9 protein-coding genes are annotated in these 12,282 nt (G+C 71.3%); 6 read left to right on the top strand and 3 right to left on the bottom strand.

What is annotated here, in order from left to right; translation table 11 throughout:
• Nucleotides 1–172 precede the first annotated feature (172 nt).
• The 6 genes from ACIQI8_RS09425 to ACIQI8_RS09400 all read left to right on the top strand — a co-directional run bounded on the left by ACIQI8_RS09425 (nucleotide 173) and on the right by ACIQI8_RS09400 (nucleotide 10,391).
• On the top strand, nucleotides 173–1,783 hold the full coding sequence (locus tag ACIQI8_RS09425; RefSeq protein WP_402346515.1) for a DUF4192 family protein: 1,611 nt from the start codon (nucleotides 173–175) through the stop codon (nucleotides 1,781–1,783).
• Between the two features lie 275 nt (nucleotides 1,784–2,058).
• Entirely contained in the window at nucleotides 2,059–4,323 is a 2,265-nt protein-coding gene (locus tag ACIQI8_RS09420; RefSeq protein WP_402346513.1) for a glycogen debranching N-terminal domain-containing protein, read from the top strand.
• A 140-nt stretch (nucleotides 4,324–4,463) separates the two neighbouring features.
• A complete protein-coding gene (locus ACIQI8_RS09415) occupies nucleotides 4,464–5,222 on the top strand; it encodes an NUDIX hydrolase (protein WP_123997261.1) in 759 nt (252 codons plus the stop codon).
• Between the two features lie 92 nt (nucleotides 5,223–5,314).
• Nucleotides 5,315–7,372, top strand: a complete 2,058-nt coding sequence (locus tag ACIQI8_RS09410; protein WP_402346511.1) for an ATP-binding cassette domain-containing protein — start codon at nucleotides 5,315–5,317, stop codon at nucleotides 7,370–7,372.
• Between the two features lie 161 nt (nucleotides 7,373–7,533).
• Nucleotides 7,534–8,424, top strand: a complete 891-nt coding sequence (locus ACIQI8_RS09405) for a FadR/GntR family transcriptional regulator (RefSeq protein ID WP_402346509.1) — start codon at nucleotides 7,534–7,536, stop codon at nucleotides 8,422–8,424.
• A gap of 422 nt (nucleotides 8,425–8,846) precedes the next feature.
• Nucleotides 8,847–10,391 (top strand): RNA polymerase sigma factor, encoded by a 1,545-nt coding sequence (locus ACIQI8_RS09400; RefSeq protein WP_402346507.1) that lies wholly within the window; start codon nucleotides 8,847–8,849, stop codon nucleotides 10,389–10,391.
• A 140-nt stretch (nucleotides 10,392–10,531) separates the two neighbouring features.
• Here the strand turns inward: ACIQI8_RS09400 and ACIQI8_RS09395 are convergent, their stop codons facing one another.
• The 3 genes from ACIQI8_RS09395 to ACIQI8_RS09385 all read right to left on the bottom strand — a co-directional run bounded on the left by ACIQI8_RS09395 (nucleotide 10,532) and on the right by ACIQI8_RS09385 (nucleotide 12,265).
• The gene (locus ACIQI8_RS09395; RefSeq protein ID WP_402346505.1) at nucleotides 10,532–11,188 is read right to left on the bottom strand and encodes a hypothetical protein; all 657 of its coding nucleotides are present in this window, start codon (nucleotides 11,186–11,188) and stop codon (nucleotides 10,532–10,534) included.
• Nucleotides 11,185–11,745: a hypothetical protein gene (locus ACIQI8_RS09390; protein WP_402346503.1), complete on the bottom strand. Its 561-nt coding sequence runs from the start codon at nucleotides 11,743–11,745 to the stop codon at nucleotides 11,185–11,187. The genes ACIQI8_RS09395 and ACIQI8_RS09390 overlap by 4 nt, the downstream gene beginning before the upstream one ends.
• Nucleotides 11,746–11,833: 88 nt before the next feature.
• A complete protein-coding gene (locus ACIQI8_RS09385; protein ID WP_402346501.1) occupies nucleotides 11,834–12,265 on the bottom strand; it encodes a hypothetical protein in 432 nt (143 codons plus the stop codon).
• Nucleotides 12,266–12,282: the final 17 nt, after the last annotated feature.

Genomic DNA, 12,282 nt, shown 5'->3' with positions numbered 1-12,282 from the left:
GCGTGGCGGGCGCTGCCGCCAGGATCGGTGTCGCCGTGACCGGTGCGGCAGCGGACGGTCTGGTGCTGACCGGTGTCGCTGGAAGCCGTGTCGGACATGGCGTTGTCGTGTCCCTGGCCCGAGTTATCCACAGGGCAAAGCGGAATATCAAGATCCGCGAGATCGTCTGCGTATGACGAATCATGGCGAAACCGCTGGATCACCCGAAAACGGCACACCACCGCTCGAACCGAGCGCGTACGACCATCACGGCGCCGACCACCAGGTCACCCTGCGCACCCCGGCAGAACTGGCGGACGCCCTGCCGTATCTGCTCGGGTACCGCCCCGAGGACAGCATCGTGCTGGTCGCCCTGCACGACAAGGACGGCCGCGGCAGGTTCGGCGGCCGGGCCAGGCTGGGCATTCCGCCCGGCGCGGACGACTGGGCGTCCGTGGCCCGACAGTTGGCTCACGGCCTGGTGACGGGCAGCGAGCGCAGGGGCGCCAAGCCCGAGCAGATGGTCGCGTACCTCTGCCAGGAACCCGCGGCGGGCGAGTCGGGCCGCCAAGTCATGGAGCGGCTGCGCCCGTTGGCCCAGAAGTTGCGCGTCGAGTGCGGTCACCTGGACGTGCCGGTGATCGAGGCCCTGTGCATCTCGGACGGCCGATTCTGGTCCTACTGCTGTGCCAACGAAGCCTGTTGCCCGCCTGAGGGCCTCCCCATGGGCCTGCCCGGCACTTCCGTGCTGGCGGCCGCCGCCACCTACGCCGGCCTCCAGGTGCGCGGCACTCTGCGCGAACTGCGCGCCAGGCTGCTGCCCTGGGAGACCGCGGCCGCCCTGGAACAGGAAGCCGCCCTGGACACGGCCAATATGGCCCTGGTCCCCAGGATCCTCGACGAGGCCAGCCGCACGGAGGTGGGCAGGGAAACCCTGGAGTTGGCGGCCCGAATCATCTGCCGCCTGACCGAAGTCCCGCCCGCCTCCGGCCCGTTCGCATCGGACCTCCGCGACGACGAACTGGTCGGACATGACGAGGCGGCCACCCTGATCCTCGGCCTGCAGGACCGCGCCACCCGTGACCGCGCTGCCGAATGGATGGAGGGCGACGACGCCGCCCCGGCACTCCGGCTCTGGCGCACCCTCGCCCGCCGCTGCGTCGGCCCGTACCGCGAACACGCCGCGGCACCCTTGACCCTCGCGGGCTGGGTCGCCTGGTCCACCGGCGACGAACTGGAGGCCCGCGAAGCCCTCGCCATGGCACTCGGCGCTGACCCCGACTACCTCTTCGCCCGCCTGCTCCACCAGGCGTGCAACGAGGGCCTGGACCCGGAGTCCATCCGCCGCTGCCTGCGAGCGGAACGGCATGAGCGGGGGCGGACGGGCGCGCGGGCGGGACAGGGAGCGGAGCGGGGAGCGAAGCGGGGAGAAGAGGGGGAGCCTGAGGTGTCGTTCGAGGGGGATTCCGACGGGGATACGGCGGAGGCGGTGCCGTCGACGGGATCTGGGCCGGCGAGTGGGTCGGCATCCCGGTCTGCGTCGGCGACTGGGTGCGCGTCTGCGGGTCGGCATGCGGCGACAGTTGGACGGGTGTCGGCGGTTCGACCGGCGTCGGCCCCGGAGGCAACACCCGCGTCCGCATCGGGAGGTTCCTCCCGCTCCCGACGCCGTGTTCGCACGACCGGCGCCCGCTCCCGTCCTCGCCCGGCCCGCCCGGCCCGGACTGACGGTCCCGGAAGCGGGGCGAACGTCCCGCGTCCTCGGGCGCCGTTGGCAGACGACGGCGTCGAGGGCACGGCGTGAACAACTGCCAGGTGGGCAAGGGGTGGTGCTGTCGAACCGACGACTCCCGCGGAGCGAGCCGCGGGCGGCGAGAGGCAGTGGACGGAGGCGATCCGGTACACCGCCGCCATTCGGTCGGCTCGGGCCGCTGGGGGCGTGACCAGGAGGAGCCCGGTTCCGTTCACCTGAGTGGCGGAACGCCTGGATGGGCCCTGCCGCCGCACCGCCCACGTCCGTCCGGATCTCCTACGGCGCCGCGCACGCCCGAGGTGCACAGAGAGCAGAAGAAGCCGCCCATGCATGAGCCGACTCCGCCCTCCTCCGCCGCCGACCGTTCCGATCACCACGAACCCGGAGGACGTCCCGCCGGCCCGCGCCAGCCTCTACCCTCGCCCCCACTTCCAGCCCCGTCCGTACCCTCACCCACGCCCCCGCTCTCGCCTCCGTTCCCTCCCCGAGCCACAGACCAGACGCGTCACTCACCGGCGCCTGGGCCCGCAGGAGTTGGGCCGGGGCAGCCACCCCGCGGCGGTCCGCCACCGCCCGGCCCCTACGGTCAGTCCGGTGCGTCCGGCCCAGCCAGGCAGCCCGGTACCCAGGCCCCCCACCGCCCCTTCGACCTGCCCCCCACCCACACCACCCTCATCTGCGTAGCCCTCCCCGCCCTCGCCATCTCCACGGACCAAGGACAGTTGACCGGCCGGGGATTGGAGGGTTTCTACCGGGCGGGCCGACGCGTGCTCTCCCGGTGTCAGATCCGGGTCGCCGGACGCGAACCGCTGGCGATTCAGGCCCGGATGACCGCCGCCGACCGAGCCCGCTTCGTGGGCACGCTGCGTGCGTCCCCGCAGGCCGGCCCGGACCCGGACGTCGTCGTCGAACGCGTCCGTCACGCGGACGGCACCGAGCGGATCACGCTGCACAGCGCGTCCCTCCGCCCGCTGCGCGTACCGGTCGAGGTCGCGCTCGCCACGGACCTGGCCGACCTGGCGGCGATCGCGTCCGGATCCACGGGCCCCGAACTGCCCGCCAGCGTCCACGAGTCGGGCCTGCGCTGGACCGGCACCACCGGGCGCTCGTCGGTCACGGCGGACCCACCGCCCGCCGACATGCTGGCCTCGGCGGGGCTGCTGCGTTGGGAGTTCGAACTGCCCCCGGGCGGCAGCCGGAGCCTTGAGCTACGGGTGCGCTCGGACGGAACGGGACCCGCCCGAGCCGTGGGCCGCACCGCGACGAGTTCGCTCGCTGCCGCCCGCGCCTCGGGCGACGACCCCAGAGTCGAGCCGCTTCTGCGGACGAGCATCGAAGATCTCCAGGCCCTGCAGTTACGGGACCCCGCGCACCCGTCCGACACACACCTCGCGGCAGGAGCCCCCTGGCGCTGCGGTCTCGCCCCGGCCGAGGCGCTGGCCGCCGCCCGGATGACCCTGCCCCTCGGTACCCGCCTCGCCTCGGGCATCCTGCGCACCCTCGCACGAACCCAACTCCGGGCCCCCGGACCGCGGTCGGGCATGATCCCCGGACCGCGCCGGGACGCGGGCCCTCATCTGCCGCCGGGCTGCACTGGCACGGAAGCCACATTGCTCTTCCCCGCCCTGCTCGCGGAGGCCCGTCGTTGGGGGCTCCCCGAGCAGGAGACGGAGGTGTTGCTGCCGGCGGCAGAGCGCTGTCTGACCTGGCTGTTGACGACCGTGGGCGACGGCACCTACCTGCACTACCCGCACCCCGATGGTCCTGTCCGCTGCGAGACACAGGCCCACGCCCACCGCGCGGCCCTGCTCGGCGCCGATCTGCTTCAGGACTTCGGAAGACCGGGCGCCGCCGAACTGCGGCGGTGGGCGCAGGCGCTGCGCGGGGCGTTCCGGGAGGAGTTCTGGATCGACGACCTGGGCGGAGGCAGGCCGGCGGCCGCCCGCGCGCCTGACGGAAGCGTGGTGCCCCACCTGGGCGCGACTGCCGCCCATCTCCTGGACACCGGTCTGCTGGGCGGCGGCGAACTGGCCCCGGGCCTGCTCGACAGGGTGCAGACCGAGCAGCTCGCACGACTGCTCGGCGGCCCCGCCATGGACTCGGGCTGGGGGCTGCGCGGGCTCGGTGCGAAGGAAGCCGGATACAACCCCTTCGGTCACCGCAGCGGCGCGGTGCGGGTCCACGAGACGGCGGTCGCGGTCGCCGGCCTCGCCGCCGCGGGCTACGAGAAGGAGGCGGCCTCGCTCCTGCGGGGCATCTTGGCGGCGGCCGAGGCCTTCGGCCACCGGCTGCCCGAGATGTACGCCGGTGTGCAACGTACCGACGGGAGTGCGCCCCTCCCGCACCCGGCGGCCTGCCGACCGGCGGCCACCGCGGCGGCGGCCGGCGTGCTGCTCCCCATCGCACTCGCGGGCATCCGCCCCGACGCCCCGGCGGGCACGCTCACACTGCGCCCCGTGCACAGCGCGCCGCTCGGCGAACTCGTCCTGACGGGGCTGCGGGTCGCTGGCGCACCCTTCTCCGTCCGGGTCAGCCGACTGGGCCTCGCCATGGTCGAGGAGGCGGCCGACGGTCTGCAATTGGGAGCGTGACCTCGGACGACCCACCGGCGCACGCCGGGCGTGAGCAGGCGTGCGCGGACGACGAGACCCGTATCGGACCGAAGTGGATCAGCCACGAAGCGACCGACGAAGGGAGTGTTTATCGTCAGGCAGACGACTATGATCGCCGCATGCCCTACGACCCGTCAGCCTTTCCGCCCTTCGCCGTCACCGTGGACCTGGTCGTGCTGACCGTGCGCCGCCATGCCCTGTGCGCGCTGGCGGTACGGAGGGGCGAGCCACCCTTCCAGGGGCGTTGGGCGCTGCCCGGCGGATTCGTACGGGCCGACGAGGATCTCGCGCAGGCGGCGGCACGCGAACTGGCCGAGGAGACCGCGCTGCGCGCCCACGACCAGACGGTCCCCGCCCAGGACAACGGGGCTCACCTGGAACAGCTGGCGACCTACGGCGACCCCAAGCGGGATCCCCGGATGCGCGTGGTCAGCGTCGCCCACCTTGCCCTCGCGCCCGACCTGCCCGCCCCCCGGGCCGGCGGCGACGCCAGCTACGCCCGCTGGGCACCGGTCGACGAACTGCTGCAACAGAGCGGCTACGGCCGTGACGAGGAGCCCGTGGCACCGCTCGCCTTCGACCACGCCCAGATCCTGGCCGACGGTGTCGAGCGCGCCCGCTCCAAGATCGAGTACTCGTCGCTCGCCACGGCGTTCTGCCCGACCGAGTTCACCGTCGGCGAGCTGCGCCGCGTCTACGAAGCCGTGTGGGGCGTGGCACTGGACCCCCGCAACTTCCACCGCAAAGTGACGGGCACGCCCGGCTTCCTGGTCCCCACCGGCGGCACCACCACACGCCAGGGCGGCCGCCCTGCCCAACTCTTCCGAGCCGGCGGCGCCACACTGCTCAACCCCCCGATGTTGCGCCCCGAGGTCTGACGAGGCGAGCCCGAGCGCGGCGCCGATCCCCGTTCGTGGGGCGGGCCGTGCGATGCCCGGAAAACGGGACATAGCCCGCTATCTTGCTACGGGTGATCCAGGCCTTCGGACTGACCAGCAACCCCCGCAAGGACCTTCCGCCCGCCGTCGACGACGTCTCCTTCGAGGCGCGCGCGGGCCGCGTCACCGCGCTGCTCGGAGCGTCGGGGGCGGGCAAGACGACGGCGCTCAGACTGATGCTCGAACTCCAACAGGGCCGTGGCATCACCTACTTCAGAGGCCGCCCCCTGCATCGCATCGCGCACCCGTCGCGCGAGGTCGGCGTACTCCTGGGCGACGTACCGGGACACCCCTCCCGCTCGGTCCGCGGCCATCTCCGCATGCTGTGCGCGGCAGCCGGCGTGCCCGGTCGTCGCGCCGACGAAGTGCTCGAAGTGGTCGGCCTGGTCAGTCTGCGCGACGAACGCCTCGGTACCCTCTCGCGCGGCATGGACCGCCGCCTCGGCCTGGCCTGCGCCCTCCTCTCCGACCCGCACACCCTCGTCCTGGACGACCCGGCCGACGGGCTCTCCACCCGCGAGGCACACTGGCTGCACGGCATGCTGCGCGCCCACACGGAACAGGGCGGCACGGTCCTGCTGACCACGGCCGACCCCAAGGAGGCCGCGCGAGCGGCCGATCGGGTCGTCACGCTGGAGCAGGGCAGGCTCGTCGCCGACCAGGAGGCCACCGAGTTCGCACGTACCCGACTGCGCCCCCGAGTCGCCGTCCGCACCCCGCACGCCGCCCGCCTCGCCGCCCTCCTCGCCAAGGAGGCCCGCACCGCCCAACGCTCCGTGGAGGTTGTCCGCGAGGCCGGTAACCGGCTCTCCGTCTACGGCAGTACGTGCGCCGACGTCGGAGAGACAGCGTTCCGTCACAGCATCCTCGTACACCAACTCGCCGACGAGATCGGAGACATGGGCCCGGGATCGACCGTGAACCCGGACCCGGACCCGAGCCCGGAACCACGAACGAACGTTGAGCCGCAGCCGCAGCCGCAGCCGCAGCCGCAGCCGCAGCCGCAGCCGCAGCCGCAGCCGCAGCCGCAGCCGCAGCCGCAGCCGCAGCCGCAGACGTCGATGGGGATCGCTAAGCTCTCGTACGTCGCCGACGAGTCAGCCGAAGTTGCCGCGCAACGTGAACCCGACGGACTCCGCGAACCCGACGCCGAGCCGCAGCGCCCAGGCCCGGACGAGTCCCGGGACCCGCAGACCACGCAGGCCAAGCCGAAGCTCAGGCCCGCCGCACCCAACGGGACAACCCCAACCCCCCGCCCCACCCGAGCCCGCACCCTCGACGCCCTCGCGCCACTCCCGCCCCCCATCTCCGTCCGCTCCGCCCCCAGCCCCCTCCGCCCCCTGCGCTACGAGATCCGCCGTGCCGCAGGAATCGGCACCGGGTTCCTCACGGCCGCCGCCGTGCTCGTCGTGTCCGCGCTCACCGCCGTGCTCCTGGCACGGATCGGCCACACCCCGCAGTCGCGTCTGCTGGCCGCGTGGCCGCGGGAGCTGCCGCTGCCGCCCGCCGCGCTCGGCGCGGGACTGCTCGGGGCGCTGGCCTTCGGCGACGAGTTCCGCCACCCCGCCCTGGCGGCGGACCGCGGCACCGTGCCCCGCCGGCTGGGGCTGCTCGCCGCGAAACTCCTCGTCGCCGCGGCCACCGCGCTGATGCTGGCTTTCCTCACGGTCGGCTGCGACGCCGAAGTGCTCTATCTCGTCTACGGACGGGAGCTCGCACAAGTTCCCGCCGACTGGCTGCCGCTGAGCGCGAGTTGGATCGGGCTCATGGTGGGCTGTTCCTGGGCCGGGGTGCTGGCCGCCGGGGTCTTCCGGTCCACCACGGCGGGACTCGCGGCGGTGGTGGCGGTGCCCGTCCTCGTCGTTCCGCTCGTACACAAGGCCTTGGCGGGACCGTCTGTGCGGATGGCGGCCGGACTTCCGCTGCGGCTGCGCGAGGCGCTCCTGCTGCAGTGGCCCTTCGGCGGAGAGCGCTATCTGTCCGCCATGGCGCGCGTGGTCGGTCAACCCGTGGGCGGCGCACTCACGTTGTCGCTGACCGCGCTGCTCTGCGCGTATCTGCTCACGACCCTGCGCAGCAGGGTTCGATGACGACCGTCCGCGCTCTTCCGACGCACCTTGCGCACAACTCCCCGAGGAAAGCCCATTTCTTTCCGATAAGGCGTCAATTGCGACGGGGTGAGCGATCACCCTTTCGTGTGCTTTTCACCAAAGACCTCAAGGGAGTTGGGGAGAGAGCCGACAAAGGATCCGTGAGTACCCTTGCGCACACCATGATGACCGCCGCCCGCTCCGCAGACTCCGGCCTCGCCGGCCCGGGCGAACTCGACCGCTACCCCTATGCCGAGGCCCCTGTCGCCGACCGGGTCGGCACCTCCGTCTGGGACGGCGCGGACCACCAGGAGCTGGGCCGCGTGGGCCGGCGTGCCGCGGGCAGCCGTGGCCGCGGGCTGCACGGCCAACTCGTCCAGCAGCTGGGGCAGATGATCGTCTCCGGCGACCTGGGCGCCGACCGCCCACTGGTGCCCGAGGAGATCGGCCAGCGCTTCGAGGTCTCCCGTACCGTCGTCCGCGAGTCGCTTCGCGTCCTTGAGGCCAAGGGCCTGGTCAGTGCCCGGCCGAACGTCGGCACGCGCGTGCGTCCCGTCAGTGACTGGAACCTCCTCGACCCGGACATCATCGAGTGGCGGGCCTTCGGACCGCAGCGCGACGACCAGCGCCGCGAGCTGACCGAGCTGCGCTGGACGATCGAGCCGCTGGCCGCCCGCCTCGCCGCCGGGCACGGACGCGAGGACGTCCAGCAGCGGCTCACCGACATGGTCGAGATCATGGGGCACGCGATGGCGCAGGGCGACGCGCTGACGTTCTCCCGCGCGGACGCCGAATTCCACTCCCTGCTCATCCAGGTCTCCGGGAACCGCATGCTGGAGCACCTCTCCGGGATCGTGTCGGCCGCCCTGCAGGTCTCCGGCAATCCCGTCACGGGGTGTGACCGGCCGACCGAGGCGTCGTTGGCGTACCACGGCCGGATCGCCGACGCGCTCGCCACAGGTGACGGCGGGGGCGCCGAGGCGGCCATGCGTCAACTGCTGACCGTCCACCCCGAGGTGGAGCGCGTGGTGCCCGCGCCGCGCGAGCACTGACCGCGGTCCGAGGGCGGCGCGGCCGGGGGATGCCTCCCCCTCCTGGGCATCACTCGGCTGTCGACCGTCTACCGTCGGACCCCGCGCGATCCCCGGATCCCGCGGGGTCCGACGGTATGACAAGGCCGTCGGAGTGCCACGGAAGCCCCGATCGAGGGCATACGTGACCTCCTCTGCCCGTGTCTGACCGTTTTTGAGTGCTTACGGGGTGTGACTCGGGCCACGCAGATTGGGCGTAACGCTCGCGGGAACAGCACGATGACCTAAGAGGTGACTGCCGAGGAGGGAATACGGACGCCGTTCCAGGCGCTGTGTATCTCCCCGGCCTCCGCGCCGTCGGCCCAATCCCCAAGCCGGCGGTCGGCTCCTGTCCGTCATGGACGGGGCCGGAAGCCGTTTTCCAACGTTCCGAGAGGTTGTTCGTGTCGGCCAGCACATCCCGTACGCTCCCGCCGGAGATCGCCGAGTCCGTCTCTGTCATGGCTCTCATTGAGCGGGGAAAGGCTGAGGGGCAGATCGCCGGCGACGATGTGCGTCGGGCCTTCGAAGCTGACCAGATTCCGGCCACTCAGTGGAAGAACGTACTGCGCAGCCTCAACCAGATCCTCGAGGAAGAGGGTGTGACGCTGATGGTCAGTGCCGCGGAGCCCAAGCGCACACGAAAGAGCGTCGCAGCGAAGAGTCCCGTCAAGCGCACCGCCACCAAGACGGTCGCGGCGAAGACGGCGACCGCCAAGAAGGCCACCGCCACCGCCACGCCGGCGGCGCCCGTCGCGGACCCGTCCGTCGAGGACGACTCCGCGCCCAAGGTCGCTGCCAAGAAGACGGCCGCCAAGAAGACCACGGCGGCCGCGAAGAAGACCGTCGCCAAGAAGGCAGCACCCGCGGCGGCGAAGAAGACCGGTGCCAAGAAGGACGACGCCGAGGTCACCGAAGAGGAAGCCCTCGAAGAGACCCCGAAGACGGGCGACGAGCCCGAGGGTGCCGAGAGCGCGGGCTTCGTCCTCTCGGACGAGGACGAGGACGACGCGCCGGCGCAGCAGGTCGCCGCCGCCGGTGCCACCGCCGACCCGGTCAAGGACTACCTCAAGCAGATCGGCAAGGTCCCGCTGCTCAACGCCGAGCAGGAGGTCGAGCTCGCCAAGCGCATCGAGGCCGGTCTGTTCGCCGAGGACAAGCTGGCCAACGCCGACAAGCTCGCCCCCAAGCTCAAGCGCGAGCTGGAGATCATCGCCGAGGACGGCCGCCGCGCCAAGAACCACCTCCTGGAGGCCAACCTCCGCCTGGTGGTCTCCCTGGCCAAGCGCTACACCGGCCGCGGCATGCTGTTCCTGGACCTCATCCAGGAGGGCAACCTCGGTCTGATCCGCGCGGTCGAGAAGTTCGACTACACCAAGGGCTACAAGTTCTCCACGTACGCCACCTGGTGGATCCGTCAGGCGATCACCCGCGCGATGGCCGACCAGGCCCGCACCATCCGTATCCCGGTGCACATGGTCGAGGTCATCAACAAGCTCGCGCGCGTGCAGCGCCAGATGCTCCAGGACCTGGGCCGCGAGCCCACCCCGGAGGAGCTGGCCAAGGAACTCGACATGACCCCCGAGAAGGTCATCGAGGTCCAGAAGTACGGCCGCGAACCCATCTCCCTCCACACCCCCCTGGGTGAGGACGGCGACAGCGAGTTCGGCGACCTCATCGAGGACTCCGAGGCCGTCGTCCCGGCCGACGCGGTCAGCTTCACGCTCCTCCAGGAGCAGCTGCACTCCGTCCTGGACACCCTCTCGGAGCGCGAGGCGGGCGTCGTCTCCATGCGCTTCGGCCTCACCGACGGCCAGCCCAAGACCCTCGACGAGATCGGCAAGGTCTACGGCGTCACGCGCGAGCGCATCCGCCAGATCGAGTCCAAGACCATGTCGAAACTGCGCCACCCGTCGCGCTCGCAGGTGCTGCGCGACTACCTCGACTAGGCGAATCCTCCGGTCGATTCTTCGAGAGTGCCCCCACCCGGTGGTTTCCGGGCCGGGGGCACTCTCGCGTACGAGCACGCCGCTGCAGGGCCCAGCCAACTCATTGACCAGGCAGGCAGTACGACGTTCTCCGCCCGGACCTACGACATCCCCTCCGCCGAGGCCCCGTCCTCCGCTTCGAGATCCCACACCGCCACGCTCACCTGGTGTGCCAGCTCCTCGATGTCCTGGGCCGCCCGGATGACCCGCGCGGTGTCGTCGGTGGCCGTCCAGAGCACCACATCGGCGCCGACTTCCACGTCACGCCAGGCATAGCGAAGGGCTGCGACCACCTCGGGGGCGTCGTCCTGCCGCAGGTAGCGGAAGGCCCGCAGTCCCTCGCCGAATTCCGTGCGGAAGGTCTCGACGACGGGTGGTTCCACGGCGTCCGGATCCTCCGCTCCGACCAGGAAGCGCAGCGTCTCCTCACGGTCGCCCAGCGTGGGCTTGACCATGGTGAACACCTGGAGCGGCATGCTCGTCGGTTCCCACATACGCAGCAGTACGCGCGTGTCGAACGGTTCCGGAGCGAAGGCTTCCGCGAAGCGTCGCAGCGTACCCGCGAGGAAGGAGATCCCCGCCTGTTCTGGATTCCGCTCGTACGACCGCCAGAACAGCTCGGCACACCTGCCCGCCCAGACGCCGATGTCCGGCCACTCCTCGGTGTCCCAGCGCGGCGGGAGCTCCAGCCAGCGGCCCGGGTTGTAGTCGATGTCGAGACTGAATTCGTGCTCGAGCTCGACCTGGGGATCTGTCATGCCCAGCTCCACCTGAAGGTCGTCATTAGCGCGTCGAACCACTCGACCAACGCGTCGGAGAGATCGTCCCGCGGATTTCCGGCCCCGATGGTGGAGAAGGCGGCCACGAGCCAGCGACCCGGATCGCCGGGCACGGATACGAAGTAGTCGACCCGCCGGCTGGCCATCTCGGCTCCTCGGTCGACAGCCGCCGGTGCGACACGTTCCCGGCGCACACCCAGCGCACCGTCGACTTCACCACTGCTCACGTCCACGTCGGCGGCCATGTCTCCGGAGAGCAACTGCAAGGCGATCTCCGTTGGGTCGGAGGCCGTGCCAGGGGCGCCGTCGGAGCAGGTGCGCGCGGGGAGCAGCGCCTCGGAGACGATGATCGACGCACCGAGATTCACGTTGCCCGACAGCCGCATGGGGAGGTACAGCTCCAGCGCGTCGGCCCTCCGTGCCTCGGCTACGGCCGCTCGCAACCGCCGCTCCAACTCCAGTCGGAGGGGCGTCAGGTTGTCGCGCGGAACATCGGCCGGCACGCGGGCGTAGGCCGAAGTGACAATGGAACGCACGGCCTCCTCCACGTCTCCTTGCCGCAGCGGAACCTGCACCCAGTCCGAAGGCAGGAGCAGGTGATAGCCGGTAGGCGGCGACGTCGGCTCAACCACGGGCGCGGGCTCGCCTGTTCGTGTACCAGATGCCTGCGAAGACAGCGAAGCTGAAGACCATGGCGGGGAGGAGTAGCCAGAGTCCCTCACGCACGGCACCCGCCACGGCCATGAAGAGGTAGAGGCTGCCGAGGACCTTCAGATCGAATTCCACGGTCACCCCGCTTTCCCTGTCCGCAGGATCCCGGAACCGGATCAGCGCCAGAAGGGGAGTGAGAGCCGCGATATCAGTCCACCAGGTAGGCATGGGAACTTCCCAGCCTGCCACCGTCGCGTTCCTCAGCGCGGGAAGAAACCACACAAGTGTGAACGCGAGCACGGCCACGAGTGCATAGCGCATCATGGTCGCGAGTTTGAGAACCCGCTCGTCCTGACGGGCGGTGTCCTGGTCGGTGTCTGCGACAGCGGTGGCAGCAGTCGCCATCCGCTCCCGGAGAGACC

The organism is Streptomyces sp. NPDC092369 (assembly GCF_044755245.1).
GTDB lineage: Bacteria > Actinomycetota > Actinomycetes > Streptomycetales > Streptomycetaceae > Streptomyces.
This window is presented reverse-complemented; position numbering and strand designations above follow the sequence as displayed.

Bases quoted from the DNA above. Each gene is read 5' to 3' on its own strand.
- ACIQI8_RS09425 (WP_402346515.1), top strand. From the start codon at position 173: ATGACGAATCATGGCGAAACCGCTGGATCACCCGAAAACGGCACACCA.
- ACIQI8_RS09420 (WP_402346513.1), top strand. From the start codon at position 2,059: ATGCATGAGCCGACTCCGCCCTCCTCCGCCGCCGACCGTTCCGATCAC.
- ACIQI8_RS09415 (WP_123997261.1), top strand. From the start codon at position 4,464: ATGCCCTACGACCCGTCAGCCTTTCCGCCCTTCGCCGTCACCGTGGAC.
- ACIQI8_RS09395 (WP_402346505.1), bottom strand. From the start codon at position 11,188: ATGACAGATCCCCAGGTCGAGCTCGAGCACGAATTCAGTCTCGACATC.
- ACIQI8_RS09385 (WP_402346501.1), bottom strand. From the start codon at position 12,265: ATGGCGACTGCTGCCACCGCTGTCGCAGACACCGACCAGGACACCGCC.